General features: G+C 72.2%; 27 protein-coding genes and 1 other RNA gene. 12 read left to right on the top strand and 16 right to left on the bottom strand.

The annotated features are described in order from the left end of the window. Positions 1–5 precede the first annotated feature (5 nt). From ACFYPC_RS09505 to ACFYPC_RS09485, 5 genes are read right to left on the bottom strand one after another with little or no spacing between them, the layout of a single operon-like run. Positions 6–1,670 (bottom strand): hypothetical protein, encoded by a 1,665-nt coding sequence (locus ACFYPC_RS09505; RefSeq protein ID WP_388673060.1) that lies wholly within the window; start codon positions 1,668–1,670, stop codon positions 6–8. Beyond that, on the bottom strand, positions 1,667–1,849 hold the full coding sequence (locus tag ACFYPC_RS09500) for a hypothetical protein (protein ID WP_388673058.1): 183 nt from the start codon (positions 1,847–1,849) through the stop codon (positions 1,667–1,669). Before ACFYPC_RS09500 ends, ACFYPC_RS09505 begins: the two co-directional genes overlap by 4 nt. Then, on the bottom strand, positions 1,849–2,112 hold the full coding sequence (locus ACFYPC_RS09495; RefSeq protein ID WP_388673056.1) for a hypothetical protein: 264 nt from the start codon (positions 2,110–2,112) through the stop codon (positions 1,849–1,851). Before ACFYPC_RS09495 ends, ACFYPC_RS09500 begins: the two co-directional genes overlap by 1 nt. Beyond that, positions 2,112–2,369, bottom strand: a complete 258-nt coding sequence (locus tag ACFYPC_RS09490) for a hypothetical protein (RefSeq protein WP_388673054.1) — start codon at positions 2,367–2,369, stop codon at positions 2,112–2,114. The genes ACFYPC_RS09495 and ACFYPC_RS09490 overlap by 1 nt, the downstream gene beginning before the upstream one ends. Continuing rightward, a complete protein-coding gene (locus tag ACFYPC_RS09485; RefSeq protein ID WP_388673052.1) occupies positions 2,366–2,572 on the bottom strand; it encodes a hypothetical protein in 207 nt (68 codons plus the stop codon). Before ACFYPC_RS09485 ends, ACFYPC_RS09490 begins: the two co-directional genes overlap by 4 nt. Before the next feature lie 230 nt (positions 2,573–2,802). Between ACFYPC_RS09485 and ACFYPC_RS09480 the strand changes: the two genes are divergently transcribed. Continuing rightward, positions 2,803–3,084: a hypothetical protein gene (locus ACFYPC_RS09480; RefSeq protein WP_388673050.1), complete on the top strand. Its 282-nt coding sequence runs from the start codon at positions 2,803–2,805 to the stop codon at positions 3,082–3,084. Between the two features lie 156 nt (positions 3,085–3,240). On the opposite strand, the gene ACFYPC_RS09475 is transcribed toward ACFYPC_RS09480, so the two are convergent. The 4 genes from ACFYPC_RS09475 to ACFYPC_RS09460 all read right to left on the bottom strand — a co-directional run bounded on the left by ACFYPC_RS09475 (position 3,241) and on the right by ACFYPC_RS09460 (position 6,863). Beyond that, positions 3,241–3,561, bottom strand: a complete 321-nt coding sequence (locus ACFYPC_RS09475; RefSeq protein WP_388673048.1) for a WhiB family transcriptional regulator — start codon at positions 3,559–3,561, stop codon at positions 3,241–3,243. Beyond that, a complete protein-coding gene (locus ACFYPC_RS09470) occupies positions 3,558–5,288 on the bottom strand; it encodes a hypothetical protein (RefSeq protein ID WP_388673046.1) in 1,731 nt (576 codons plus the stop codon). Before ACFYPC_RS09470 ends, ACFYPC_RS09475 begins: the two co-directional genes overlap by 4 nt. 526 nt (positions 5,289–5,814) lie before the next feature. Next, positions 5,815–6,221, bottom strand: an RNA gene (gene rnpB, locus ACFYPC_RS09465) — RNase P RNA component class A. Positions 6,222–6,293: 72 nt separating this feature from the next. Further along, positions 6,294–6,863: a Uma2 family endonuclease gene (locus tag ACFYPC_RS09460; protein WP_388673410.1), complete on the bottom strand. Its 570-nt coding sequence runs from the start codon at positions 6,861–6,863 to the stop codon at positions 6,294–6,296. Between the two features lie 184 nt (positions 6,864–7,047). Here ACFYPC_RS09460 and ACFYPC_RS09455 point away from each other — a divergent pair, with 184 nt between their 5' ends. Both ACFYPC_RS09455 and ACFYPC_RS09450 read left to right on the top strand, forming a co-directional pair. Then, complete coding sequence (locus tag ACFYPC_RS09455) at positions 7,048–7,848, top strand: MerR family transcriptional regulator (protein WP_388673044.1); 801 nt, start codon at positions 7,048–7,050, stop codon at positions 7,846–7,848. Beyond that, positions 7,845–8,471 carry a hypothetical protein gene (locus ACFYPC_RS09450; RefSeq protein ID WP_388673042.1) on the top strand — a complete coding sequence of 209 codons (627 nt, stop codon included), beginning with the start codon at positions 7,845–7,847 and terminating at the stop codon, positions 8,469–8,471. Before ACFYPC_RS09455 ends, ACFYPC_RS09450 begins: the two co-directional genes overlap by 4 nt. Here the strand turns inward: ACFYPC_RS09450 and ACFYPC_RS09445 are convergent. Further along, complete coding sequence (locus tag ACFYPC_RS09445; protein WP_388673040.1) at positions 8,422–9,852, bottom strand: RNB domain-containing ribonuclease; 1,431 nt, start codon at positions 9,850–9,852, stop codon at positions 8,422–8,424. The genes ACFYPC_RS09450 and ACFYPC_RS09445 overlap by 50 nt on opposite strands. Before the next feature lie 325 nt (positions 9,853–10,177). On the opposite strand from ACFYPC_RS09445, the gene yaaA reads away from it, so the two are divergent. Both yaaA and eda read left to right on the top strand, forming a co-directional pair. Then, a complete protein-coding gene (yaaA, locus tag ACFYPC_RS09440) occupies positions 10,178–10,978 on the top strand; it encodes a peroxide stress protein YaaA (protein ID WP_388673038.1) in 801 nt (266 codons plus the stop codon). A 153-nt stretch (positions 10,979–11,131) separates the two neighbouring features. Then, the gene (eda, locus tag ACFYPC_RS09435) at positions 11,132–11,776 is read left to right on the top strand and encodes a bifunctional 4-hydroxy-2-oxoglutarate aldolase/2-dehydro-3-deoxy-phosphogluconate aldolase (protein WP_388673036.1); all 645 of its coding nucleotides are present in this window, start codon (positions 11,132–11,134) and stop codon (positions 11,774–11,776) included. Between the two features lie 34 nt (positions 11,777–11,810). Here eda and ACFYPC_RS09430 read toward each other — a convergent pair whose 3' ends face one another. Genes ACFYPC_RS09430 through ACFYPC_RS09420 form a run of 3 tightly spaced genes read right to left on the bottom strand, consistent with a single transcriptional unit; the run spans position 11,811 to position 14,843 of the window. Beyond that, positions 11,811–13,223, bottom strand: coding sequence for a bifunctional RNase H/acid phosphatase (locus ACFYPC_RS09430; protein ID WP_388673034.1), 1,413 nt, complete (start codon positions 13,221–13,223; stop codon positions 11,811–11,813). Between the two features lie 28 nt (positions 13,224–13,251). Next, positions 13,252–13,995, bottom strand: a complete 744-nt coding sequence (locus tag ACFYPC_RS09425; RefSeq protein WP_388673408.1) for a zinc ribbon domain-containing protein — start codon at positions 13,993–13,995, stop codon at positions 13,252–13,254. Beyond that, complete coding sequence (locus tag ACFYPC_RS09420) at positions 13,992–14,843, bottom strand: Nif3-like dinuclear metal center hexameric protein (protein ID WP_388673032.1); 852 nt, start codon at positions 14,841–14,843, stop codon at positions 13,992–13,994. Before ACFYPC_RS09420 ends, ACFYPC_RS09425 begins: the two co-directional genes overlap by 4 nt. Positions 14,844–15,088: 245 nt before the next feature. Here ACFYPC_RS09420 and ACFYPC_RS09415 point away from each other — a divergent pair, with 245 nt between their 5' ends. Continuing rightward, complete coding sequence (locus ACFYPC_RS09415; protein WP_388673030.1) at positions 15,089–16,435, top strand: hypothetical protein; 1,347 nt, start codon at positions 15,089–15,091, stop codon at positions 16,433–16,435. Positions 16,436–16,480: 45 nt separating this feature from the next. Next, positions 16,481–16,630, top strand: a complete 150-nt coding sequence (locus ACFYPC_RS09410; RefSeq protein WP_388673028.1) for a hypothetical protein — start codon at positions 16,481–16,483, stop codon at positions 16,628–16,630. 253 nt (positions 16,631–16,883) lie between these two features. Here the strand turns inward: ACFYPC_RS09410 and ACFYPC_RS09405 are convergent, their stop codons facing one another. From ACFYPC_RS09405 to ACFYPC_RS09395, 3 genes are all read right to left on the bottom strand, one after another. Then, positions 16,884–17,831 (bottom strand): 3-oxoacyl-ACP reductase, encoded by a 948-nt coding sequence (locus tag ACFYPC_RS09405; RefSeq protein WP_388673026.1) that lies wholly within the window; start codon positions 17,829–17,831, stop codon positions 16,884–16,886. 24 nt (positions 17,832–17,855) lie between these two features. Beyond that, positions 17,856–18,932, bottom strand: coding sequence for a Zn-dependent alcohol dehydrogenase (locus tag ACFYPC_RS09400; RefSeq protein WP_388673024.1), 1,077 nt, complete (start codon positions 18,930–18,932; stop codon positions 17,856–17,858). Positions 18,933–19,038: 106 nt separating this feature from the next. Continuing rightward, a complete protein-coding gene (locus ACFYPC_RS09395) occupies positions 19,039–19,914 on the bottom strand; it encodes a MaoC/PaaZ C-terminal domain-containing protein (protein WP_388673022.1) in 876 nt (291 codons plus the stop codon). Positions 19,915–19,931: 17 nt separating this feature from the next. Here ACFYPC_RS09395 and ACFYPC_RS09390 point away from each other — a divergent pair, with 17 nt between their 5' ends. The 5 genes from ACFYPC_RS09390 (at position 19,932) to ACFYPC_RS09370 (ending at position 24,793) form a co-directional block, all read left to right on the top strand. Beyond that, positions 19,932–20,108 carry a hypothetical protein gene (locus ACFYPC_RS09390; protein ID WP_388673020.1) on the top strand — a complete coding sequence of 59 codons (177 nt, stop codon included), beginning with the start codon at positions 19,932–19,934 and terminating at the stop codon, positions 20,106–20,108. A 436-nt stretch (positions 20,109–20,544) separates the two neighbouring features. Beyond that, positions 20,545–22,284 (top strand): MFS transporter, encoded by a 1,740-nt coding sequence (locus ACFYPC_RS09385; RefSeq protein ID WP_388673018.1) that lies wholly within the window; start codon positions 20,545–20,547, stop codon positions 22,282–22,284. A 98-nt stretch (positions 22,285–22,382) separates the two neighbouring features. After that, entirely contained in the window at positions 22,383–23,033 is a 651-nt protein-coding gene (locus ACFYPC_RS09380) for a class I SAM-dependent methyltransferase (RefSeq protein WP_388673016.1), read from the top strand. An 82-nt stretch (positions 23,034–23,115) separates the two neighbouring features. Next, on the top strand, positions 23,116–23,763 hold the full coding sequence (locus tag ACFYPC_RS09375; RefSeq protein WP_388673014.1) for a LysE family translocator: 648 nt from the start codon (positions 23,116–23,118) through the stop codon (positions 23,761–23,763). 100 nt (positions 23,764–23,863) lie between these two features. After that, positions 23,864–24,793: an N-acetylmuramoyl-L-alanine amidase gene (locus ACFYPC_RS09370; RefSeq protein WP_388673012.1), complete on the top strand. Its 930-nt coding sequence runs from the start codon at positions 23,864–23,866 to the stop codon at positions 24,791–24,793. The last annotated feature ends 160 nt before the right edge of the window (positions 24,794–24,953 follow it).

The following is a 24,953-nucleotide window of genomic DNA, read 5'->3' as shown; positions in this document are numbered from 1 at the left end:
GGCGGTCAGTGCTGGTCGGCCAGGTCGTCCACGGTCATCTGGCCTTCGGGCACTTCGGGGGTGGTCTCGCGCAGCGCGGTGCGCAGCCGGTTGGCGGTGGTGCCGTGCCGGGCGGCGAAGTCCTCTTTGGTCAGCTCGGGTTCGGCGGTGTGGGCCTGGCGCCAGGCGTCGGCCAGCTCGGCGCGGGCCTGGCGGGCGGCCTCGGCGCGGGAGCGGTTGGCCTCGGCCAGGGGGTCCGCCGCGCCCGTCGTACGGGCCGTGTCGTCGCTCTCGGCCCGTTCGGTGCTGGCCTGGGTGTTTGCCGTCTGCTGGTCACGGCCTGTGTAGTCGGCTTGTTCGGCCGGTGCCTCGCCCGTCGTGTCGGCCTGCTCGGGCACCTTGACGGTGACCCGCTGGGCCGGGCGGGCGGCCTGCGCGGCGGCCACGGTCTGGCCGCGCTCGGCCAGCACGGCGGCCAGGCCCCGGGGCGGCTCCTCGGCGTCGTCGGCCGGGTCCGGTTCGCCGCTCTGGTCGCTGGGGGTGGCGGCCCGTTCGGTGGTGCCGGTGATGACCTGGGCGGCGTCCGCGAAGTGCTCATCGACCGACCGGGCGTGCTCCACCTCCTCGGTGAGGGGCTGCACGTCCGCGAACAGGACACCGCCGGACGGCAGGGCGGGCAGCGGCTCACCGGGGTACGACTCGGCCAGGCGACGCCTTATGGCGTCAGTGGCGGAGGGCATGGTGCGCGCGGTGTCCACCACGTGCCGCTCCGCGCGGGTGGCCTCGGCGGGCTCCCACGGGGACGGGGTGGCCACGTGCGCCAGGTCCAGGGCGTGGCGGGAGGCCGCGATGTCCGCGAGCAGGTACCGGCGGTCACCAGCGTTGTGGGCGGCGCGGGAGGTGCGCAGGGCCTTGCGCAGGCGCCGCAGGGTCCAGCGCTGACGGCGGGTCAGGGCGTTCTCGTCGGCGCCGCGCAGCTTCTCCGACAGGCGGGAGGCGCGGGCGGCGGCACGGCGGCGGCTGATCTCGTCGGCGTCGGCGTCCCCGGCCCAGGACAGCAGGTTGGTGCGCAGGCGCTTGATGTAGGTGGCCACGATGCCCAGGCGGGTCTCTCCCCTGGCGGCGCGGCGTTCGGGGGCCAGGCCGCGCTCCCAGAGCCAGCCCGCCACCACGGGGGCGGCCAGGCGCACCAGGACGGTCACGAACGTCTCCCCGGCGGGGGTACCGGCCGGGGCTGCCACGGCGGCCTCCGTGGCGGAGATCAGGGACGAGGCACCGACCGCGACCCACAGGCCCAGGCCGTCCACGCCGGTGTCCCCGGACTCCAGGACGTTGGCGCGGGCGCGGATGCCGCACACCACGATGGTGCCTTCCAGCAGCCCCAGCACGGTCAGGGCCACCGGGGTGGTCAGGGCCTCGGGGATGCCCGCCGCGATGACGGCGGCTCGGGTGACCGGCCACATGCCGACCAGGGAGGCGGCGGTGGCGATGGAGGCGATGACGTACGTGACGCCGTTGGCCCGGGAGCGGGCGCGGTCGATGCGGGTCTGTCGCTGCTGCTCCTCGGTGACCGGCGCGGCGGTGTGCCTGCGGCGCCGGACGGCCACCAGCACCACCAGGAGGAGCAGCAGGAGGGCGCCCGCCCCGGCCGCATAGGCGGCCGGAGCGGACACGGGGAACAGGGCGGTCACTGCGGGTCTCCGTTCTGCCCGGCGCCGTTGGCGTCGAGCTGGGCACGCGCGGCCTCGGAGGCGCGGGCGCGGATATCGCGGTCAAGGTCGGCGCGGGTACGGGCGGCCTGGTCGGCTCCGGCGGCGGCCTGGTGGGCGGAGGCCATCCGGCGCTCCCAGGTGCGGGGCTGGCGGGTCATCAGATCCCCTTCCGCCGGTCGCGCCAGGAGGAGCCGCGCCCGGCCTCGCGGTCGCGCTCCACGCGCCGCCCGGCGTCCACGGCCTCCCAGCCCTTGCGGTCGGTGGCGGTGGCGCTGCGCTTGGAGGCGCGGGCGCGCTGCACGGACTTCTCCCGGGCCTTGCGCGCGGCCTTGTCGCTGGCGGACTCCTGTCCGCTGTAGGTGGTGGAGGCCAGGCCGGAGTCATCGCCTCCGCCGAGCCATCCGGGCAGGGAGAGCGCCATCACCGACCACCCGCCCGGCGGCCGGAGGCCACGATGCGGAAACCGCAGGTGGTGGACAGGGGGCAGCCCTTGCAGATGTCGGCGGCGGTCAGACGGTCGCGGTAGGAGGTGCGGCCGTCCGCCAGCTCCACGCGGTCGAACAGGTCGCGGCTGCCCGTGCAGGCGGCGCGGCCCTGGTCGGTGGTGGCCACGGTGGTCACGGCCTTGCGGGACCGGCGGGCGGCGGCCGTCAGGCGGGTGCTCTTGGTGTCGCTCACCGGGCACCCCCGGCCATGGCCACGGTGTCGGCCAGCTCGGAGCACTCGGTGCAGGTGACCGCCGCGCGGTCGCTGGTGGAGGACAGGGCCGGGTCGTCGGACCACAGGCCGCAGGCGGTCAGGATGTGGTCTCCGGTGTCGGCGGTGACCAGGTGGGTGTCTCCGTTTCCCGGAGACGGCGCGTGCCCCGTAGGGTGTGCCATGGCTCGCTCCTCAGTGAAGTTGAGGCTTGCGGGTTAGGCCCCTGACCAGCGTTGACGGCGCAGGTTGGGGGCCGTTCTGCGTTTCGGGGGAAGGCTTCTCCCGTTATGCAATCCGTGATTGCATGTACGTTATGCAAACACAGTCATCAAAGAGTCCGCAAGAGGGGCCGCGCCTGTTCAGGCAGACGGCGTATGCATGGGGCGGATGCAACCGCTGGCACGATGTGCGCATGACCGCCGAGGAACCGACGCCCGAGCAGCAGGCCGCCATGGACGAGCTGGACCAGCTCTCCACCGAGTACGCCGCCGCCATGGACGCCCTGGAGAAAGCCCGGGAGAAGCTGTCCGAGGCGGCCATCCGGCACCTACGGGACCGCAGGCTGCGCCCGAAGGAGGTGGACGCGCATGTGCCCTGGGATCGCAACTACGTGGCGAAGATCGCCCGGGAGGCCGGGGTGCCCCCGCTGCGGGAGCCGACCGTGCGCAGCCGCCGCCGCTCCCGCAGCACCTGAACCCCGAACGTCCGCCGCTCCGTCCAGGCCCCTGCCGTATGCCCCCGGCGGGGGCCTCCGCGTCCCCGGGCTCGGGCGGGTTCGGCTCCGCTCCGCTCCGCCGGCCGTTACCGAGCGGAGCCGCCGCGGCGGTCTCGGGGGAGACCTGGCGCCCCGTCATGACGCACGCTCCTGGCCGTTGTTGCGGGACAGGTAGTAGGTCGGCCGTCCACCCCGGCGCTGCCACTCCCGGCTCCCGGCCCGGACCCCGCCCCACATGCCGTAGGGCTGACGGGAGGCCAGCGCCCAGGCCAGGCAGCGGTCCGCCACGGGGCACATGGCGCAGACCCGGGCTGCCCGCTGGTTCGTGTCGCGGTCGGCGGCGTCCGCGAACCACAGCTCGGGGTCCTCGTACCGGCACGCGGCGGCCCACCGCCAGCCCAGCCCCGGCCAGTCCCCGCCCGGCTCCACGCCCTGCACGGCGCCCGGCGCGGTCACGCGCTCGCCCTGAGCTGCTGGCGGCGAGCCCGCTTGTCGGCGCGGGCGCGGACCAAGGCGGCGGCCTCGGCGGCGGTGCGCTCCTCGCCCTCCTGGCGGGCGGCAATCATCCGGGCACGGACTGCGGCGGCCCGCTCCTGCACCCACGGGGCGCCCGTGTCCGTCTCCGTGGTCGTCTCGCTGGCCTTGCCTTGGGCTTCCCAGGTGGCCAGCAGCCGGGCGCACGCTTCGGCCGGGTCCACCTCGTGCTCCTCGGCCGCGAGCGCGGCCCGCCGCTCGGTGCACAGGGTGCACACCCGGCTGGTGCTGGTCGGGGCGCCGGGCACCGTGCAGCCGCAGGACCCGCACACGGTCACCTGCGGGAGCTGGGAGACCAGCCACCGGAAGGGGTCGCGGATGTACCCGCGCCCGGCCTCCCGGTCGGTCAGCGTCATGCCCGCGAACCGGGCGGCCAGGTGGTTGGCCAGCGCCTGGGGGGCCATGCGGGTGCGCAGCACGGTGCGGACCGCGCGCCCGGCCTCCCAGCGGCGGCCGGGGCTGTCGATGGCCTCCACGACCTGGCACACGGGCGCCAGGGCCTCGGTCACGGCCTTGGGGAACTGCCTGCGGTTCACGGGGGAGTTCGAGGGGTTGTTCTCCTCCGCGCGCAGCGCGCCGCCCGGTGCGTCCACGGCGGCCGGTCGCCCGGCGTCGGTCAGCGGGGTCTCCCCCTCGCGCGTCTGCGCGGAACCCTCCGTCGTGGGTTCCCCAACGCCTGCGGCGGAGTGTCCGCCGGAGGCGGACGAAGAACCAGAGTCAACCTTGGGAGAACCACCAGCAGTAACCCCAGAAGCGTGTACTGCGTGTAGGTCTGTCGTTGCTGCGCGGCCCGGAATCTCGGGCTTCTCAGCCATCGGCACCCCGCCCACCTGGGGCGCAGTGTCGCCGCCGGGGGTGTTTTCACTGACTGTCGTTCCTGCGCGGCCCGGAATCTCGGGGTCGGCGGTCTCGACGGGGGCCAGGCGGCCGGTGGCTTCGGGGGCCGTGGCGGCGGCCGGGAACCGCACCACCGTGTGGCTGCCCATGCCGGTGGTGGCGGTCGTCTGGGTCTTGGTCAGCAGGCCGAGCGCCAGGAGCTTGTCCAGGACGCGGGCGCCGGTGCTGGGGGTCCGGCCGATCAGGCGGCCCACCGTCAGGGCGGCGCGGCCACGGTCGGCGGGGGCGCGGCCTCCGGCCAGGCGCAGGCGGCCGTCCGCGCGGGTGTCCAGGGAGATCCGGAGCAGCGCCAGGCGCAGCGTGGCCGCGCCCCGGCCGGTGCAGTCGGCCAGCAGCCCCGGCGGGGTCTCGGGTCCGTCGGCGGGCGCCCACCCGGGGCCGAACAGTGCTTCGCAGGTGCGCAGCAGGGTGGCCAACTCCGGCTTGCCCAGGACCGCCAGCGGATGACCGGCGGTCCAGTCCGGCACCAGCACCCGGGCCTCCAGGCCGACCACTTCCCCCTCCTCGTTGCGTCGCTCCCGCGTCTCCACCGCCCCGGCCTGGCGCAGCTCGGCCAGCGCCTTGTTCACCGCGCTGACCGAGACGCCCAGCCAGTCGGCCAGCCCCGGCACGGACGTGCGGGCAATGCCTCGGCGCTCCCAATTGGCCTTAGCCAGCAGGACCACCAGGACGACCAGCGCCGGGTGCGAACAGCCCCGCGCTGGTCCCTGCTCGGTGGCCCACACGACCGCCGACCGCAGGACACGCCGCATGTGACGGCCGAGGACCGGCAGCCGCCCCGGCTCCGGCGGCTCGGCGGCAGCCGCGTACGCCAGGCGGGGGCGGGGCAGACGGGGGCCGCAGGCTGTTCCCTGGGCTTCCCCGGGGTTCCCTGGGCTTCCCGGCGCATCTGGCCGGTGGACCTGCTGAGGGTCCGGGGAATGTGCAAGACTGGGCACTGCTTGAACCGCCTCAGTGACGTTGGGCGGTACGCATCCCGGAAGTTTGCCGACCGAGGGGACGCGCACCGTAGGTCTCTGAGTGGCGGGGCTGGAGCCCCCAGGTGGCCGGTACACGGCGACGACCTGGGGGCTTCATTCGTTTCCGGGCACGCCGGAACACCCCGCCGGAAAGATCACGGCGGGGCGCGGCTGATCATGTGGGCGGGCGGGCGCAGCGGTGCACAACGGGTGCACATTCGCGCGGGAAGCCCAGGGAATCCCAGGGAAAACAGGGAACTGGAAGAAGCACGGCCCGGGGGCCTGACCAGGACGTAAGCCCTGGTCAGGCCCCCGGCGAGAGACGAGTCGGGCTGTACGCCGGGTTCTGTCGCCCGGTCGCCTCGCGGCGGCCGGGGAGACGGCCATCCATCTAGGGCCGGCGTTGCCGCCGGCCTCGTGCGGTCTACCCGCGGACTCGGGCGGGCAGCCCTCGAACGTCCGCGCAGAGCGCGCCTTGCGGCGGCGCTCCTTTTGACCTTGCTCCGGGTGGGGTTTACCTAGCCGCCTGAGTCGCCTCAGGCGCTGGTGGTCTCTTACACCACCGTTTCACCCTTACCGGGGACCGAGGTCCCCGGCGGTCTGTTTTCTGTGGCACTGTCCCGCGGGTCACCCCGGGTGGCCGTTAGCCATCACCCTGCCCTGTGGAGCCCGGACGTTCCTCGGGGAGATCCACAAGAACCTCCACGCGGCCGTCCGCCCGGCTCGTCTGCCGTGTCGACCATGGTACCGGGCTGTGGTCTCCCTGCGTCCCGCCGCCTCAGAGAAGGAGCGAGGCGCTCAGAGGAAGTCCGTCGTGTCCAGTTCGAACGCGAACGGTTCCGGGAGGGTGAGCGGCTTGCCGAAGGGGAGCGTGCAGTGCTGCCGGTAGTCGTCCCGTTCCGGGTCGCTGAACAGGGTCACCGAGGAGGCCTCGCGATCGACGAGCAGGTAGAGCGGGATGCCGCCGCGGGCGTAGCAGCGGCGCTTGGCCTCGCGGTCAGCCCCCGGCTTGGTGGCTGTGACCTCGACGACCATGGCTACGCCGTCACAGGGCATCCAAGAGTCGGCGCCCCGGTAGAGACGCAGTTCCCTGGGGGCGAATGTGCCGTCCGGGATCGCGTGGTTCTTCGGGCAGGCGCCGCCGCTCTTCAGTTTCAGGCCCTTGTTCCCGGAGAACTGCATGTCGGTCCGAGAGCGCCTGTACACCTGGCTCACGATCAGCTCGATGTAGTCCTCGTGGTCCCCGTCCGGCGGCGGCGTCACGACAATCTCCCCCTCGATCAGTTCCGCCCGGAAACCCTCCGGGGTTTCCAGGGCCAGAAAGCCCTCCAGCAGGACCTCCGCCTGCGTGAGCGGCTCATGTGCCATGGCAGTCATGTCACGCCCCTCCTTCGGTCGCTCGCCAGACTGGGACATCGAGTGATCACCCGTCCATGAGATCGGGAACTGTTCCCTCGATCGTGGCACAGGACCACCACCCTCGTCAGGCCTCGCCCGCCCGGCGCGCGGCGTCGCTTGACCCTGCCGCAGCGTCAACGTTTCTACTGATGGCATGCGGATCGGAGAACTCGCCTCGGCCGTCGGTGTCACTACGCGGACCGTGCGGCATTACCACCACCTCGGGCTGCTGCCCGAGCCCGAGCGGCGCCCCAACGGGTACCGCGAATACGGACTGCGGCACGCCGTCGTCCTCGCGCGGATCCGGCGGCTGACCGAGCTGGGGCTCGGGCTCGCCGAGGTGCGGGACGTACTCGCGGACGACGCCGGGCGTGAGCTTGCCGAGGTGCTCGCGGAGCTGGACGAGGATCTGGCGCGGCAGGAGGAGGCGATCCGGGAGCGGCGGGAGCGGTTGGCTGCGCTGATGCGCGACGGGGTGTCCGCCGAGGGGCCTCTCTCCCCTGAACTGGCCTCGCTGTTCCGGGAGATGGCCGGCGGACCCGAGTCGCCCATGGCCGCGAAGGACCGCGAGATGCTGGCGCTCATCGAGACCGCGGCATCCCCGGAGGAGCGGCAACGACTGCTGGCCGGGCTGCGCGGCGCGTTCGCGGCGCCGGGTGCGGTGGAGCGGGCGCACGAGGTGTACGCCCTGCTCGACGCCCTCGCGGACGCGGATCCGGCCGACCCGCGCGTGGAGGACGCCGCGCGGGCCATCGCCGACTGTCTGCCGGACGCCCTGCTGCCCGGGGGCGAGGTGGACGACGACAGCAGTTTCCTGCGCGCCTTCTACGCCGACTTCGCACCGGCCCAGGCGGAGGCGCTGCGCCGCACCATGCGGATGGTCGGGGAGCGACAGAAAAAGCAACAGCAACAGCCGCGGCAACACCAACAACCACAGCAAAGGAGTGCGCCATGAAAGCCACGTACGGACTCCTGCGACTACTGCGGCGGCTCCTCGCTCACGAGTTGCGGCTGCTCGCGAGTCTCGGGCGGTGGGTGGCCCGGCGGCCACCCCACGGGGTGGGTGAGGGGCGCGGATTCGGGTATGCGCGCGGGCAGGCCGCAATGATGTTCGGGCTCGCGTTCGTGTGTGTCGTCGAGACCGTCGGCATGTCCGTGCTGCTGCGTGACTGGCCCCTCGTGGAGCGGGCCGTTCTCGTCCTCGACGTCTACACGGTGGTCTTCCTGATCGGGCTGTACGCGGCCTGCGTGACCCGTCCGCACGTGCTGGACTCCAGCGTCCTGCGGGTACGCAACGGCGCCCATGTCGACCTGCGCATTCCGCTGGAGGACATCACCTCCGTACGCCGTGAGGTGCGCTTCACTCACGAGCCGGCCGACGGCGAACTGAATCTCCCCGTGGGCGCGCAGACCGAAGTGACCATCGAACTCGCCGTGCCCATACGACACTTCACCTTCCTGGGCCGGGAAAGGGCCGTCCATCTCGTACGTCTGCACGCGGACGACCCCGACGAACTGGTCCGGAGCCTCACGCGGGCGCGAACCGTACCTTCGCCGTTCCCGGGTCGGCCTGTGTGAGTCGCACCCGCAGGCGTTCCCCCAGCGGCAGCGGCGCGGGCCCGCCCACCAGCCGGGCGAACACCGCCGGGGACTCCAACTGCACGGTCCCGACGGTGGGTTCACGTTCCTGTACGTCCACCACGCAGCCGTCGAAGACCTCGCCGATCCGGTCCTTGAGCAGCGCGGCCTCGACGATGTCGACGCACTCGCGCTCGACGGTGCCCTGGCGCCGGGTGCCGTCGGCCATCTCCTTGGGGAGTTCGCCGAGGGCGGCCAACACCCAGTGGGGGGGCGCCTGTTCGGCGACGGCAGCGAGGCAGATCTCGGAGGCGTAGCGGTCGGCGAGGCGGCGTAGGGGGGCGGTGCAGTGGGCGTAGGGCGCGGCGACCGCGGCGTGCGAGGTGACCTCGGGGAGCACGCCGTCGCGGAAGACCGTGTAACCCGCGCCGCGCAGCAGCGTCGTGCACTCCTGGAGGAAGGCCGCGTGGTGCGGCTGGTGGGGGTCGAGGGAGCGGATGAGCTGCGCGTACGAGACGTGGTGCGGCCAGTCGATGTGCAGGGCTTTGGCGGTACGGCGGAGCCGGCCGACGGCGCCGTCCGGTGCGGCGGGGAGGGTGCGCAGGACGCCGGTGCCGTGGGCGAGCATGAGTTCGGCCGCCGCCATCCCGGTGAGCAGGGAGATCTGCGCGTTCCAGCCGTCGGCGGGGAGCGGGGCGCGGTAGGCGAGTTCGTACGTCCCGTCCTTCTCGACGATCTCCTGCTCGGGCACGTTGAGCGAGATGCCTCCGCGTTCCACCTCGAGGCCCTCGCGCAGTAACCCGATGTCCTTCAGCAGCGCGAGCGGCTCCTCGGCCGTCCCTTCGTCGATCTGCTTCTGTACGTGCGCGTAGTCGAGCTTGGCGCGGCTGCGTACGAGGGCTCGGCGTACGTCGGTCGTCTCGGTGCGGCCGTCCGCGTCGAGGTCGAGCGTCCACAGCACGGCCGGGCAGGTCTGGTCAGGGAGCAGGCTGGCGGGGCCCTCGGAGAGCTCGGCCGGGTGGAGCGGGACCTTCTCGTCCGGGAAGTACAGGGTCGTCACGCGGCGGTGGGCCTCGGCATCCAGGGCGCCGCCGGGCACGACGAACGCGGCGACGTCGGCGATGGCGTACCGGACGCGGAAGCCGCCCGGGCGGCGTGACAGGTGCATCGCCTGGTCGAGGTCCCTGGACGTCGGCGGGTCGATGGTGAAGAGCGGGATGTCCGTCTCGTCGTGGGAGGGGAGGCGGGGGGCCCGTGCGGCTTCCGCGAGTACGCCGGGCGCGAAGCTCTCGGGCACGTCGAGCTCGGTACGCAGTGCGCGCAGGGCGGCCCGCAAGGGGGCCTCGGCTGCGCCGGTGACACGGATGCGACGGCGAGGCATGGGTCGAGCGTAGGCCGCCCCGCAACGGCAGGCACCCCGGGCGACCGGAACACGGCGGAGCCGCGGGACGGGAGCCGGGTACGGGACCCCAGGCGGCCGGTCCGGCTGGGACGCGGCGGAGCCGCGGGACGGGAGCCGGGTACGGGACCCCGGGCGACCGGTCCGACCGAGAGCGGGGGCCTCGTCGACGAGAGCGCGGGCCGGTCCGAGCGAGAGCGGGGCCTCGTCGAGAAGAGCGCGGCCTGGCCGACGAGCACCGACCCGGTGCGCCATCGCGTACCCCTTAGGCTTGCCCGGGCCAGATCCACCGTAGGGAGATACCACCGTGCTCGTGCTGCTGCCGCCCTCCGAAGGCAAGGCCCCCTCCGGCCGGGGAACCGGGCTGAAGCTGGAGTCGCTGTCGCTGCCGGGGCTCACCGAGGCGCGGCAGGCGGTCCTCGACGAGTTGGTCGAGCTGTGCGTCGGCGACGAGGAGAAGGCCCGTGAGGTGCTCGGGCTGAGCGAGGGTCTGCGCGGCGAGATCGCGAAGAACACCGTGCTACGGACGGCGGGTGCGCGTCCGGCCGGGGAGATCTACACGGGGGTGCTGTACGACGCCCTGGACCTGGCCTCGCTCGATCCGGCGGCCAAGCGCCGCGCGGGTCGTTCGCTCCTCGTCTTCTCCGCGCTGTGGGGCGCGGTCCGGGTGACCGACCGGATCCCCTCGTACCGCTGCTCGATGGGTGTGAAGCTGCCCGCCCTGGGAGCGCTGGGAGCGTACTGGCGTACGCCGATGGCCGCCGCGCTCCCCGAGGCGGCCGGTGACGGGCTCGTCCTCGATCTGCGGTCCTCCGCGTACGCGGCCGCCTGGAAGCCGAAGGGCGAGGTCGCCGCGCGGACGGCCACCGTACGGGTGCTGCACTCGCAGCTCGTGAACGGCGTCGAGAAGCGGTCCGTCGTCAGCCACTTCAACAAGGCGACCAAGGGAAAGATCGTGCGCAGTCTGCTCACGGCGGGCGCGGCTCCCAAGGGTCCGGCGGAGCTGGTGGAGGCGTTGCAGGATCTCGGGTACGCGGTGGAGGTCGAGGCGCCGGGCAGGGCGGGCAGGTCGTGGGGGCTGGACGTGGTGGTGACGGAGATCCACTGAACCCCCGGTTAACCCCGGTTCAGTGGATCTCCTGCTTCGTCCCAGTTCACTCCCCGGTTCGGTTGAGTTCCCGCTTCACCCCAGTTCATCGATGTGTTGCAGCATGCGCAATGACCTTTGCGTATGCTGCGCACCCCGGGCAGGATGAGCGGCATGACTTCGCCGCTGCCCTCATCTCCGCATGCCTCCGTGCTGGACCTCGCGCCGGTCGTCCCCGTCGTCGTGATCGCTGACGCGGCCGACGCCGTGCCGCTCGCGCGGGCGCTGGTCGCGGGCGGGCTGCCGGTGATCGAGGTGACGCTGCGGACACCGGCGGCGCTCGACGCGATCCGGGCGGTGGCGGCGGAGGTGCCGGACGCGGTGGTGGGGGCGGGGACCGTGCTCTCGCCGGCCCAGGTGGCTCAGTCCGTGGACGCCGGGGCGCGCTTTCTCGTCAGCCCCGGCTGGACGGACGTACTGCTGGCCGCCATGGAGGGGTCCGGGGTGCCGTTCCTGCCGGGGGTGTCCACGACGTCGGAGGTCGTGGCGCTGCTGGAGCGGGGGGTGCGCGACATGAAGTTCTTCCCGGCGCAGGCGGCGGGCGGTACGGCGTATCTCAAGTCGCTGGCGGGGCCGCTGCCGCAGGCTCGGTTCTGCCCTACGGGCGGTATCGGTCCCGCCTCCGCACCGGAGTACCTTGCCCTGCCCAACGTCGGCTGCGTGGGCGGGAGTTGGATGCTTCCCGAGGATGCGATCGCGGCGCGGGACTGGGGGCGGATCGAGTCCCTGGCACGGGAGGCGGCGGCGCTGCGGCCCTAGTGAGGGCTTGCCGTGGCCCCGGCGACAGCCTCTCTCAGCGGAGGTGGGACGTGTCGTTGAAGACGCGCAGGCTCGCGTTGCCGTCCGCGTAGTACGCCACCGCCGAGAGGGAGGCCGCCGACAGCTCCATGCGGAACAGGGACTCCGGCGGGGCGCCGATCGCGAGACGTACGAGGGTCTTGATCGGGGTGACGTGGGTGACGAGCAGGACGGTTCGGCCCGCGTACGCGGCGATGAGTTTGTCGCGGGTGAGGGCGATTCGGCGGGCGGTGGCCTCGAAACTCTCGCCGCCGCCGGTGGGTTGGGCGTCCGGTGAGGCGAGCCAGGCGTTCAGGTCGTCGGGGTAGCGCTCCCGTACCTCGCCGAACGTCATGCCCTCCCACGCCCCGAAGTCCGTCTCGCGCAGGCCTTCTTCGATGACGACGTCGAGCCCGAGACGGGTGGCTACCGCCGCCGCGGTCTCGCGGGTGCGGGTGAGGGGGGATGCCACGATGGCCTGGATCGTGCCGCGTGCGGCCAGCGCGGTGGCGGCTCGCTCGGCCTGCTCCCGGCCCACGTCCGACAGGGACGGGTCCGTGCCGCCGCTGCCGGAGAAGCGCTTCTGGGGGGTGAGGGGGGTCTCGCCGTGGCGAAGGAGGACGAAGGTGGCGGGGGCGCCGAGGTCCGGGGGTGCGCCCCAGCCGACGGAGGGGGTTGCGGCGGCCACGTTCCGTGCGGCCCGCGCGTCTGATTCCGCCTTGGCGGCTGCGCCGCCCGTTGACGGGGAGCCGCCGGGAGTCTTCACAGTGCGGGCCGTCGGGGGCTGGTCGCGCAGTTCCCCGCGCCCCTCAACAGGCGCTCCCGAACCCGGCATTTCACCGGCTTCGCCACCGGATGACGCGGAGCCCCCGGCAGTCTTCACAGTGCGGGCCGGCGGGGGCTGGTCGCGCAGTTCCCCGCGCCCCTGACGGGGCGCTCCCGAACCCGGCGCGTCAGAAGGCGCCGCGCCCAACCTCGCGTCCAGCTCCGCCGTCGAAGTCGACGGCGACCACCGTTCGCCCCGCTTCCCCGCGTCCATCGCCTCGTTGGCGAGCCGGTCGGCGTGCTTGTTCTGCTCGCGCGGGATCCACTCGTACGTCACCTGGGACGGCGGGAAGATCCGTGCCGCCTCCGCCGCGAGGGGCACCATGTCAGGGTGTTTGATCTTCCAGCGGCCCGACATCTGCTCGACGACGAGCTTGGAGTCCATGCGGACCCGGACCGAGGCGGCGGGGTCCAGTTCGCGGGCCGCCTTGAGGCCGGCGATCAACCCCCGGTACTCCGCGACGTTGTTGGTGGCGATGCCGAGGTACCCGGCGGTCTCCGCGAGCGTCTCCCCGGTGGTCGCGTCGAGGACTACGGAGCCGTAGCCCGCGGGTCCCGGGTTGCCCCGGGAACCGCCGTCGGCCTCGACGATGAACTCCCGCACCGCACAAGCTCCTTACAGACGTACGGAATTACAGTCCGGACTCGGACGTGCGCACCAGGATGCGGCGGCAGTTCTCGCAGCGGAGCACGGTGTCCGGGGAGGCGGCCTTCACTTCGTTGACCTCGGTGATGTTGAGCTCCAGGCGGCAGCCCTCGCAGCGGCGCTGGAAGAGGCGGGCCGCACCGACGCCGCCCTGCTGCTGGCGCAGCTTGTCGTAGAGCTTGAGGAGGTCGGCGGGGACGGAGCCCGCGATGACCTCGCGCTCCTTGGTCGCCGTGGCCGCCTCGCTGTCGATCGACTCGAACGCGGCGTCCCGGCGCGCGGTCGCGTCGTCGATCTTCGACTGGACGGAGGCGACCCGCTCGGTCAGCTCGGCGGACCTCTCCTGCGCGGACTCGCGGCGCTCCATGATCTCCAGGACGACGTCTTCCAGGTCGCCCTGCCGCTTGGCGAGGGAGGTGATCTCGCGCTGGAGGTTCTCCAGGTCCTTGGGCGAGGACACGGCGCCGGAGTCAAGGCGCTTCTGGTCGCGGACGGCGCGCTGGCGCACCTGGTCGACGTCCTGCTCCGCCTTGGTCTGCTCGCGGGCGCAGTCACTGTCCTCGGTCTGCGCGGCGACGAGCAGGTCGCGCAACTGGATGAGGTCCTTGTTCAGCGACTCGATCTCGGCGTGCTCGGGCAGTGACCTGCGCTTGTGCGCGAGTTGCTGAAGGCGGGCGTCGAGGGACTGGACGTCGAGGAGTCGGATCTGGTCGGCGGGCGCGGCGTTCAGTTGGGGGCTCCTGATGTATCGGTGGTCGAGGCCGCGTGGGCGGTCCAGGGGTCGGTGACCGTCTTGGAGACGTGGACTCGGAGTCCCCATCCCTTCCGGTCGGAGATCTCGTCGAGCTGGGCGGCGGCCAGCTCGCACCAGGGCCACTCGGTGGCCCAGTGCGCCGCGTCGAGCAGCGCGAGAGGACTGTGGGCGCGGGCCTCGCTCACCGGGTGGTGGCGCAGGTCCGCGGTGAGGAAGGCGTCGACACCTGCGGCGCGTACGTCGTCGAAGAGGCTGTCGCCGGAACCGCCGCTGACCGCGACGGTCCGCACCAGCGCCTCGGGGTCTCCCGCGACGCGGATGCCCTGCGCGGTGGCGGGCAGCCGCTCGGCGGCGCGCGCGGCGAACTCGCGGACGGTCAGCGGGTGGTCCAGCTCACAGACGCGGCCGAGGCCCCGCCGACCGTCCGGGTCGGTCGGGTCCGGCACGAGGGGGCGTACGACCCGGAGGTCGAGCGCGCCGGCGAGTGCGTCCGAGACTCCCGGATCGGCGCGGTCGGCGTTCGTGTGGGCGACGTGCAGCGCGATGTCGTGCTTGATCAGGGTGTGCACCACGCGGCCCTTGAAGGTGTCGGCCGCGACCGTCGTCGTACCGCGAAGGTAGAGCGGGTGGTGGGTGACCAGCAGGCCGGCGCCCAGCTTCAGCGCCTCGTCGACGACGTCCTGGACGGGGTCGACGGCGAACAGGACGCGCGTGACCTCCTGGTCGGGGTCGCCGCAGACGGTGCCGACCGCGTCCCATCCCTCGGCCCGCTCCGGAGGCCAGAGGGCGTCGAGCGCGGCGATGACTTCAGACAGACGGGGCACGAAGAAAGGCTACCTGGCTCAAGCCGGTCCCCCACCGGCCGCGGGCTCACTCCGCCGGGACCCCCGGCGACGGACGCGCCGCGGTCACCCCGCCCCCGCCACCCGACGCCCGTCCCGTTCAGCACATCCGCCCCCGTTTCCTCAGGCGAATCTCGACATAGCCACCCTTATGTGTGAAGCGTCCGCCCGCCGGTCCCACGCCCGTGCGTACGAAAACTAGCTTCGTGGCCGGAGGTGACCGAACGATGACGGCCTGTGCCACCGAACCCGGGAACGACGCGGCTGAGAACGAGCTAGCCGCCCGCCCCGCCTGCGTGATCACCGCGGACGGAACATACGCGGCACGCCTCGCCCTCGACGGCGAGTCCTGGTATCCGGAGCGCTGGACTCTGGACGGCCCCGAGCCGTACGCCGTACCGCTGCCGTCCCACCAGCCGGAGGAGCCCGGCACCGAGGTGCTGCCGCTGACCGACGGACGGGTGCTGATCCACCGCGAGACGGACCGGCGGCACGTGTTCTCGCTGCTCTATCCGACCGGACCCGGCACCGGTGAGCTGCCGCTGGGCGCGGTGGAGTGTCCGGACGAGGGGACCCGGCTGCGGCTGCTGCCGCCCGCGCCGGACGGGGCTCACGCGTACGCCCTCGCCGTGAGCCGGGGGTCAACGGCGGTGTGGCAGGTAGCGGGCGGCGCCTTCGGGCCCGAGCATCTGGCGGAGGTGCCGGGCCGCTGCTCGGGCGGGGTGTGGCTGGACGGCACGGGACGCCTGCTGGCCCTGGACCGTTTGCAGGACGGCCACACCAAGACGGTCGTCGTCGATCTGGAGCGCGGCGGCGAGGTGTCCCCGCTGCTGCAGATCGCCGAGAACAGCAATGACCGGCTGCTCCTCGCGGACCCCGACAGCGGACTGCTCCTCATCCGCTCCGACGCCCCGTCGCCGGGCCACGACCGGCTCGGCTGGGGTGTCCTCGGCAGCACCCTGCCGATCCGGTTCCCGGAGAGCCTCCATCTGACCGACTGCGCGCTGACTCCGTTCGCGATCCAGCCCGGCCAGGTGCTGATGCCGGAGAACTGCGCGGTCGCCCTGCGCATCGACGGCCCGACCGGCACCTGGGTGGGCCTGTGGCGCCCCTCGGAACGGCAGGTCCGCCATCTCCCGGCGCCCGCGGGGTGGTTGACGGGAGCGGGCCTGTGGAACAGCGAGGGGGTGCTCCAACTTCCGTACGCGACGGGGGCGGTGGCGTACGGGGTGACGAGGGTGAGGGCGCCGGCGGCGGAGCAGGAGGAGACCACGCCGGCTCCCCCGGAGCGGACCACGCCGGCTCCCCCGGAGCGGACCGCCGCCCCCCGCCCGATCCCGCTCCAACAAGCGCCTCTGAACGGACGGAAGGTGTCAGCCCGTCCGGCACTTGAGGACAAGACCGTCCGGGCCTCAGGGGAGGACAAGGCCGTCCGGGCCTCAGGGGCCGTCCGGGCCTCAGGGGGGTCTGGGGGCACAGCCCCGAGGGAAGGGAAGGGCAGGGGCGGAGGGGGCGAAAAAAGCACGCCCGCCGAAAGCGCACCCGCCGAAACCCCCGCCCTGACCGCCGGTTAGAATCCCCCGGCACAAGAAGGATCTTGTCTACGGGGTGAACACAAGATGAGCGACACCAGCACCATGGAAAACCCGAGCACTGACACCCGGACCGAGGGCCGCGGCAAGCACCGCGGCCCGGTCTCCGGCGGGGACGCGGACGCGACCCCGCAGGGCCGCCACCGCAAGCCGTCCGACCAGGGCAACCCGGCCTGACGACAGATCGCAGGCGCAGTTGCGGTCGCAGTCGCAGTCGCGGTCGCGGTCGCAGTTGCGGTCGCAGTCTCAGTCTCAGTCTCAGTCAGAACCGGCAACACCACGGCCCCGCCCGCTGCACAGCGAGCGGGGCCGTTCCGTGGGCGAGCGGCCTCCCGTAAGAGTGGACCAATGGCCGCCTGCGTCCGGGAGGGCTGGTGGACCAATGGCCGCCTGCGTCCGGGGAGGGCTGGTGGACCGATGGCCGCCTGCGTCAGGACGGCTGTCCGCGCCTGAGCCCCAGCACCTCCGCCGCCGCGAACGTCTCCCCCGTCGGCCGCTCGGCGTAGTGCGGACTGAGCAGTGCGTCCAGTTCGTCGTAGGTGAAGGTTTCCTGTCTGCTGTCGAACTTGGCGGACACCCGTGGGCGTTCGACGATCGCGACCATGCCGCCGTGCACGACGAGAAGCTGACCGTTGATGTGCGCGGCGGCGGGCGAGGCCAAGTAGCCGACGAGCGGCGCGACATGCTCGGGAGCGAGCGGATCCAGGCCGTCCACGGGCTCGGCGAATCCGGCGAAGACGTCCTGGGTCATACGGGTCCGCGCGCGCGGGCAGATCGCGTTCACCGTGACGCCGTACTTCGCGAGAGCCAGTGCCGTGGAGGTGGTCAGCCCGACGATTCCGCCTTTGGCCGACGCGTAGTTGGGCTGTCCCGCCGAGCCGGCGAGGAACGCCTCCGACGAGGTGTTCACGATCCGCCCGTACACCGGGCCGTCCGCCGCCTTGGACCGAGCCCGCCAGTGCGCGGAGGCGAAGTGGGTGGTGTTGAAGTGGCCTTTCAGGTGCACCCTGATGACCGAGTCCCACTCGTCCTCCGTCATCGAGAAGACCATCCGGTCGCGCAGGATGCCCGCATTGTTGACCAGGATGTCGAGCTTCCCGAACTCTGCGACCGTCAACTCGACCAGGGCGCGGGCCTGTTCATGGTCGGCGACATCACCGGTGTGGGCGACGGCCCGGCCGCCCTCGGCACGGATCTCGGCGGCGACCTCCTCGGCGGGGGCGGCCGACGCCTCACCGGAACCGTCCCGACCGGGCCGGCCGTAGTCGTTGACGACGACGGCCGCGCCGAGACGGCCGAGTTCGAGCGACTCCGCACGTCCGAGTCCTCGCCCCGCGCCGGTGACGATCGCGGCCAGCCCCTCAAGTGGCAGTGACATCAAGGTCCTCAACTGTGTTTGGGGTCAGATCTCGATGCACGTGCGCAGTGCCGTGCCCGTCCGCATCTGGTCCAGCGCCTCGTTGATCTCGGCGAGCGGTACCCGGTGGGTGATCAGGCCCGCCAGGTCGATGCGGCCGGCGCGCCACAGGGCGACGGTCCGCTCGTAGGAACGCAGGACGTCTCCGCCGCCGTACATCGAGGGCAGGATCCGCTTCTCGTCGAAGAACAGCTCGAACATGTTGAGCTGGAGGAAGTCGTCCATGGCGCCCGCGCCGACGATGACGAGGGTGCCGCCGCGCCGGGTGTTCTCATACGCGGTGCGGGCGGTGGCGGAGCGGCCGACGACCTCGAAGACGTAGTCGAAGCCCTCGCCGGCGGTGACCCGCTGCTTGGCGTCCGGGAGTTCGTCCGGGGAGACGGCCTGGGTGGCGCCGAACCTCAGCGCGGCCTCGCGGCGGGAGGCGACCGGATCGACGGCGACGATCTCGGCGGCGCCCTTGAGCCGCGCGCCCTGGATGGCGGAGATGCCGACGCCGCCGCAGCCGATGACGGCGACCGACGAACCCGCCTCCAGGTCAGCGGTGTTGAGGGCGGCCCCGAGTCCGGTGGTGACTCCGCAGCCGATGAGGGCGGCGATGTCGAAGGGCACGTCGTCGGGGATCGGCACGGCGCAACCGGCGTCGACGACGACCTCCTCGGCGAAGGTGCCGGTGCCGGCGAAGCCGAACACATCCCCGGCCGGGCGGCGGAAGTTGGGGGTGCCCGCGTTCATGAATCCGGCCAGACACAGTTCGGTCTGGCCGCGCTTGCAGGCGGAGCAGACACCGCAGGCCGGCAGCCAGCAGACGACGACCCGGTCGCCGGCTTTGACGTCGGTGACGCCCTCGCCGACCTCAACGACCTCACCGGCGCCCTCGTGCCCGGGCACGAACGGCGCGGGCTGCGGCAGTACGCCGCTCATCGCCGACAGGTCCGAGTGGCACAGCCCCGTGGCCCGTACCCGGATCCGCACCCTGCCGGGCCCGAAGCCCACCGCCTCGATGTCGTCGTGGACTTCCAGCTTGTCCTGGCCTATCTCGTGCTGTACGGCTGCGCGCATGGTGCGGCTCCCCTCAGGAAGGACGTCGGGACGGACATCGGGACGGACCTCGGAAAGGACGTCGGAAAGGACGTCGGAAAGGACGTCACGGAGGTACGTACGACATTCAGGCGTGCTCCACGATCGTGTCGGCGAGGACCGGAGCGTCGTGCCGCTCCGCCACGGTCACCGCCACCTGGATCCCGCCGGGGCGCCGCCACATCCGGATGCGCAGGGTCTCGCCGGGGTGGACGACACCGGCGAAGCGGGCGGTGTACGAGCGGACGCGGGCCACGTCTCCGCCGAGCACCGTGTCGACGACCGCCTTGAGCGTCATCCCGTACGTGCACAGCCCGTGCAGGATCGGCCGCTCGAACCCGGCGACCTTGGCGAACTCGGGGTCGGCATGCAGGGGGTTCCAGTCGCCGGAGAGCCGGTAGAGCAGTGCCTGGTCCTCGCGGACGGGGCGGTCGACTTCCTTGTCCGATGGGCCGGTCGGGGCTTCGAGGCGGGCGGAGGGGCCCCGGTCGCCGCCCCAGCCGCCTTCGCCGCGTACGAAGATCTGGGCGTCGTTCGTCCACAACGGTCCCTCGGCGTCGGTGACTTCGGTGCGCATGACGAGGATCGCGGCCTTGCCCTTGTCGTACACCGCGGCGATCCGCGAGGTGGCCGTCGCCCTGCCCTCGACCGGGATCGGGCGGTGTAGCGTCAGGCTCTGGCCGCCGTGCAGGACGCGGGCGAGGTCGACCTCGACGCCGGGCATGGAGAGGCCGCCGGTCACGCCCGGACGGCCCGCGCCCGCGACGGTGGCGAAGCTGGGCAGGACGTGCAACCTGGACTCCAGCGTGTAGCGCAACTCGTCCGGGTCGGTCGCGGGGCTCTCCTTGTCGGGGTTCGCGCCCGCGCCGAGGCCGAGGTGGTAGAGCTGGACGTCCTTGTGACCCCAGACGATCTCTCCGGACCGGGGCTCGGCGGCGAGGGCCTTGGCGGCGTCAATGGGCATGAGGCTCCTGGTCGCTCGTGATCGCGGCAATCGGTCGTCATCGTCGCCGTTTGCCGTCGCTCGTGATCGCCGGCAAACGCTCGTATTCATCGCTTGCCGTCGCTCGCGATCGCCGGCAAACGCTCGTGATCGGTCGTCGTTCCCGTGACCGGTCGGTTTTTCTGGTGATCGTCTCCGGTCGGTTTTTCTGGTGATCGTCTGTGGAAAACCTCGGTACGGCCGTCCGCACCGTCGGCCGTACCGAGGTCACTCCTGGGCCCTGGAACCCGCCTCTTCTAGAACGCGTTCCAGTCCGGCGACCCCTTGTATAGCCCAGCACCCGGAAGTTGTGAAGGCTCCTGACACCATGTCAGATAGGGCCGAGATCGACGAGCCGTGCCATTTGTCCCGCCCGATTCCGTACACCTTCCCGTCCGTCACGGTGAGCCCCGCCCGGGCAACCCGGCCTGCCACTGACTCCAGGTCAGATCTTCATGCGTAGGTCAAGAATCCGTTAGTGGGCCGAAGTATCGGAATAGTTGCCCGGGCACACTGGGTTCACCTTGCACGTATCCCGTACGTATCCCGTAGGTATCCCGCACGGATCGCCCACCCCCGTCGTTCCCTCTTCCGGCCTGGAGGCCTCACGTAATGACGCACACGACGACCGAACAGCCCATCCGGAGGCCTAGCGGCGCGATCGTGCCGGTGCTGGCCTTCGCGGGCATCGTGGTCGCGGTGATGCAGACCCTGCTGGTGCCGGTCATCAAGGACCTGCCGGAGCTGCTCGGCACCGCGCCCAGCAACGCCACCTGGGTGCTGACCTCGACCTTGCTCGCGGGCGCCGTCGCCACGCCGATCATGGGCCGGCTCGGTGACCTGTTCGGCAAGCGGCGCATGCTGCTCCTGAGCCTGTCCGTGATGGTCGTTGGCTCGCTGATCGCCGGTTTCACCAGCCAGCTCCTTGTGATGATCGTCGGCCGTTCCCTGCAGGGCTTCGCCATGGGTGCGATCCCGCTGGGCATCGGCCTGATGCGCGACATGCTGCCCCGCGAGAAGCTCGGCAAGGCGATGGCCCTGATGAGTTCCTCGATCGGTGTCGGCGGCGGGCTCGCGCTGCCGGTCGCGGCCCTGGTCGCGCAGCACGCCGACTGGCACGCCCTCTTCTTCCTGGCCGCAGGGCTGGGCGTCCTCTCCATCGTCCTCACCCTGGTCGCCGTACCGGAGTCCCCGATGCGCGCGAAGGGCACCTTCGACGTCCTCGGCGCGGCAGGCCTCTCCGCGGGCCTCATCCTCTTCCTGCTGCCGATCACCAAGGGCAGCGACTGGGGCTGGACCTCGGTCACCACGCTCGGTCTGTTCGCGGCGGCGGCCGTCGTCCTGCTCCTGTGGGGCGTGATGGAGCTGCGCGTGAAGGCCCCGCTGGTGGACCTGCGCACCACCGCCCGTCGCGCGGTGCTGTTCACCAACCTCGCCTCGATCATGGTCGGCGTCGCCTTCTACGCCGTCTCGCTCGTCCTGCCGCAGCTCCTCCAGCTGCCGAAGTCCACCGGCTACGGCCTCGGCCAGTCGATGGTCGTCGCGGGTCTGTGCGTGGCGCCGCTCGGCCTGACGATGATGTTCACGGCGCCGGTGTACGCCAGGATCTCCGCGAAGTACGGCCCCAAGGTCACCCTGATCCTCGGCATGCTGATCATCGCGATCGGCTACGGCGCGGGCCTCGGCCTCATGAGCGCCGCCTGGCAGACCATCATCATCGCGGTGGTCCTGGGCGCCGGCATCGGCCTCGCGTACTCCTCGCTCCCCGCGCTGATCGTCGGCGCCGTCCCCGCCTCGGAGACCGGCGCGGCGAACGGCCTCAACACCCTGATGCGTTCGATCGGCACCTCGGTGTCGAGCGCCGTCATCGGCATGGTGCTCGCGAACACCGCCGACAACGTCGGGGGCGTCGCCGTCCCCACCATGCACGGCTTCCGGGTCTCCTTCCTGATCGCCACGGGCGCGGTGGCCGTCGGCCTGCTGATGGCCCTCTTCCTGCCCCGCGGGCGCCCGGCGACCGCACCGCAGCTGCGCGCCAGCAGCGAGGAGGACGCCGCCCTCGATCGGGCGCAGGACCTGCTCGGCGGCTTCCGCGGCCGGGTCCTCGACGCCGGCGGCGACCCCGTGGCCCGCGCCAAGGTCACCCTCATCGACCGGCGCGGCCGCCAGGCGGGCGCCACACTCTCCGCCGAGGACGGCAGCTACGCGCTCGCCGTACCCGCCGAGGGCCCGTACGTCCTGGCCGCCAGGGCGACCGGCCACGGCCCGCTCGCCTCGTCGGCGACACACGCCGGGGACGACCGCACGGTCGACGTGGACCTGGCCCTGCCGGGGGAGACCGTCCGGGCCTGACCTGTCGTACACCGTCGTGCTCACCCCCGTAGCCCCAGGCGCCGGGGGTGTGGTGCACCATGGGGCGCCCACACCTACGTACAAGCTGGAGGAACCCCATGTCCGCGGCACCCAAGCCGGAGATTGTCGCCGCTTTCGAGGCCGCCAAGGGGTTCATGCCCACGGGTGAGGGACTCGCGCTGTACGAGGCCGCCGTCGAGGCGGGCCGGCTGGGGCTGCCGCTCCTGGAGGTCGGCACGTACTGCGGCCGCTCCACGATCCTGCTCGCCGACGCGGCGCGCCAGGCCGGAGTCACGGCGATCACGGTCGACCACCACCGGGGCAGCGAGGAGCAGCAGCCGGGCTGGGAGTACCACGACCCGTCGACGGTCGACCCGGAACTCGGCCTCATGGACACCCTCCCCACCTTCCGCCGCACCCTCCACAGGGCGGGCCTGGAAGACCACGTGGTCGCGATCGTCGGCCGCTCGCCGCAGATCGCCGCGTTCTGGAAGTCCCCCCTCGGCCTGGTCTTCATCGACGGCGGTCACACCGACGAACACGCCTCCGGCGACTACGAGGGCTGGGCGCCGCACGTCGCCGAGGGCGGCCTGCTGCTGATCCACGATGTGTTCCCGGACCCGGCGGACGAGTTCACGGGGCAGGCTCCGTACCGCGTCTACCTGCGGGCCCTGGAGTCCGGCGCGTTCACCGAGGTCTCGGTGACGGACTCGCTTCGGGTGCTGCGGCGTACGGGGCCCGGGATCTGAGGCAGGGCGCCGCCGCCGCGAACCCGCCGGCCACGCCGCCCGGCAGAAAATGCCTGGAGGGGGTCGCGGCCTCCGTGCTCCCATGGGCCGCATGATGTCTGCCGACCGACTGCTGGCCTTCGCCGCCATGTCGTTGCTGCTGATCGTGATACCCGGCCCCAGCGTGCTGTTCGTGATCGGGCGGGCGCTGGCGCAGGGGCGCCGTGCCGCGCTGACGACGGTCGTGGGGAACACGTTCGGCGCGTACACGCTCGTCGTGGCGGTGGCTCTCGGGGTCGGGGCCGTGGTGGAGCGCTCGGTCCTCGTGTTCACGGCGTTGAAGCTGGTGGGCGCCGCCTACCTGGTGTATCTCGGCGTGAAGGCGGTGCGCCGACGCCGTTCGCTGCAGGCCGCGTTCACCGGTGACGGAGCCGCGCACGGCGGACTGCGGACGCTGTGGGAAGGGTTCGCGGTCGGGGTGGCCAACCCGAAAACCATCGTGTTCTTCGCCGCCGTACTGCCTCAGTTCGTCGACCGGAGCCAGGGGCACGTCACGGCTCAGATGCTGCTGCTCGGTCTGGTCTTCAACCTCATCGCGGTGGTGTGCGACAGCGCCTGGGGGCTGGTCGCGGCCACCACGCGCGACTGGTTCGCCGGTTCGCCGCGGCGGCTCTCCCTGATCGGCGGAGTGGGCGGGCTCACGATGATCGGCCTCGGCGTGACGGTCGCGGCGACGGGCCGCAAGGAGTAGTTCCACCCAGCGCGGGAAAAGGAGTAGCTCCGCCGAGCGGACAGCGACGCTCCCGGCACCCTGCGGACTGCCTGGCGCGCCGCCCCGTAGGGTGACACCCGTGTCGTATTTGGGCCCTGACTTCGATCCTCCCCAGCCGCGCCGTTCCCGGCGCGGGCCGTTGACCGTGGCGGTCGCCGCGCTGGTGCCGGGTGCACTGGCCGGGTGGCTGGTGTGGCAGGCGGTGGGCGACGACTCCGGGGACGCGCGGCAGCAGGCGCGGGGTACCGCCCCCTCCGCGGCCGGGTCCGCCGAGGCGCCGAGCACCGACGACGGCAAGGAGACGAGCCCCTCGCCGTCCGCGCCCGCCGCCGCGACCCCCCTCAAGGGCAAGGTCGTCGTCATCGACCCGGGGCACAACCCCGGCAACTTCCAGCACACGGCCGAGATCAACCGCAAGGTGGACATCGGCACGAACTCGAAGGAATGCGATACGACGGGTACGGCGACCAACGCGGGTTACCCGGAGGCGCAGTTCACGCTCGACGTCGCGCGGCGGCTGCGTACGATCCTGCAACAGCAGGGCGCCACGGTGAAGTTCACCCAGGACGGGGACCGTTCCTGGGGTCCGTGCATCGACGAGCGGGCCGAGATCGGCAACGCGGCGCACGCCGACGCGGCCGTCTCGATCCACGCGGACGGCGCGGGCGCCGGCCGGCGCGGTTTCCACGTGATCCTTCCCGGACCGGTCCACGACGGTGCCGCCGACACCCGCCCGATCGTCGCCCCGTCCCGCGAACTCGGCGAGCGCATCGCGGGCGACTTCGCCCGTGAGACCGGCACCGCGCCCTCCAACTACATCGGCGACGGCACCGGTCTCGACGTCCGGACGGACCTCGGCGGTCTCAATCTGTCAACGGTTCCCAAGGTGTTCATCGAGTGCGGCAACATGCGTGACAGCAAGGACGCAGCACTGCTGACCAGCGGCGCCTGGCGGCAGCGGGCGGCACATGGGATCTCTGAGGGAATCGTGAGTTTCCTGCGCGGGTGACGATCAGTGCGCTCGACCCGGCGGACACCCTGGTGGGACGGGAGATAGTGTCGTCCCTACGATGAGGGGCCACCCCCGCGCTTCACACCACGGCCTTACGGGGACAAGGTGACAGCGACGCCTCCCGACCGACGACGAGACGACCTGCGAAGGACCGACT

It is taken from the genome of Streptomyces sp. NPDC005808 (assembly GCF_042871385.1).
Taxonomy (GTDB): domain Bacteria; phylum Actinomycetota; class Actinomycetes; order Streptomycetales; family Streptomycetaceae; genus Streptomyces.
Note: the sequence above shows the minus strand (reverse complement) of the source record. Positions and strands in the feature narration are given on the sequence as shown.

Coding starts and splice junctions, on each gene's coding strand:
- ACFYPC_RS09500 (WP_388673058.1), bottom strand. CDS start 1,849: ATGACCCGCCAGCCCCGCACCTGGGAGCGCCGGATGGCCTCCGCCCAC.
- ACFYPC_RS09495 (WP_388673056.1), bottom strand. CDS start 2,112: ATGGCGCTCTCCCTGCCCGGATGGCTCGGCGGAGGCGATGACTCCGGC.
- ACFYPC_RS09485 (WP_388673052.1), bottom strand. CDS start 2,572: ATGGCACACCCTACGGGGCACGCGCCGTCTCCGGGAAACGGAGACACC.
- ACFYPC_RS09480 (WP_388673050.1), top strand. CDS start 2,803: ATGACCGCCGAGGAACCGACGCCCGAGCAGCAGGCCGCCATGGACGAG.
- ACFYPC_RS09470 (WP_388673046.1), bottom strand. CDS start 5,288: ATGCGGCGTGTCCTGCGGTCGGCGGTCGTGTGGGCCACCGAGCAGGGA.
- ACFYPC_RS09460 (WP_388673410.1), bottom strand. CDS start 6,863: ATGGCACATGAGCCGCTCACGCAGGCGGAGGTCCTGCTGGAGGGCTTT.
- ACFYPC_RS09455 (WP_388673044.1), top strand. CDS start 7,048: ATGCGGATCGGAGAACTCGCCTCGGCCGTCGGTGTCACTACGCGGACC.
- ACFYPC_RS09450 (WP_388673042.1), top strand. CDS start 7,845: ATGAAAGCCACGTACGGACTCCTGCGACTACTGCGGCGGCTCCTCGCT.
- ACFYPC_RS09445 (WP_388673040.1), bottom strand. CDS start 9,852: ATGCCTCGCCGTCGCATCCGTGTCACCGGCGCAGCCGAGGCCCCCTTG.
- eda (WP_388673036.1), top strand. CDS start 11,132: ATGACTTCGCCGCTGCCCTCATCTCCGCATGCCTCCGTGCTGGACCTC.
- ACFYPC_RS09415 (WP_388673030.1), top strand. CDS start 15,089: ATGACGGCCTGTGCCACCGAACCCGGGAACGACGCGGCTGAGAACGAG.
- ACFYPC_RS09410 (WP_388673028.1), top strand. CDS start 16,481: ATGAGCGACACCAGCACCATGGAAAACCCGAGCACTGACACCCGGACC.
- ACFYPC_RS09405 (WP_388673026.1), bottom strand. CDS start 17,831: ATGTCACTGCCACTTGAGGGGCTGGCCGCGATCGTCACCGGCGCGGGG.
- ACFYPC_RS09400 (WP_388673024.1), bottom strand. CDS start 18,932: ATGCGCGCAGCCGTACAGCACGAGATAGGCCAGGACAAGCTGGAAGTC.
- ACFYPC_RS09395 (WP_388673022.1), bottom strand. CDS start 19,914: ATGCCCATTGACGCCGCCAAGGCCCTCGCCGCCGAGCCCCGGTCCGGA.
- ACFYPC_RS09385 (WP_388673018.1), top strand. CDS start 20,545: ATGACGCACACGACGACCGAACAGCCCATCCGGAGGCCTAGCGGCGCG.
- ACFYPC_RS09380 (WP_388673016.1), top strand. CDS start 22,383: ATGTCCGCGGCACCCAAGCCGGAGATTGTCGCCGCTTTCGAGGCCGCC.
- ACFYPC_RS09375 (WP_388673014.1), top strand. CDS start 23,116: ATGGGCCGCATGATGTCTGCCGACCGACTGCTGGCCTTCGCCGCCATG.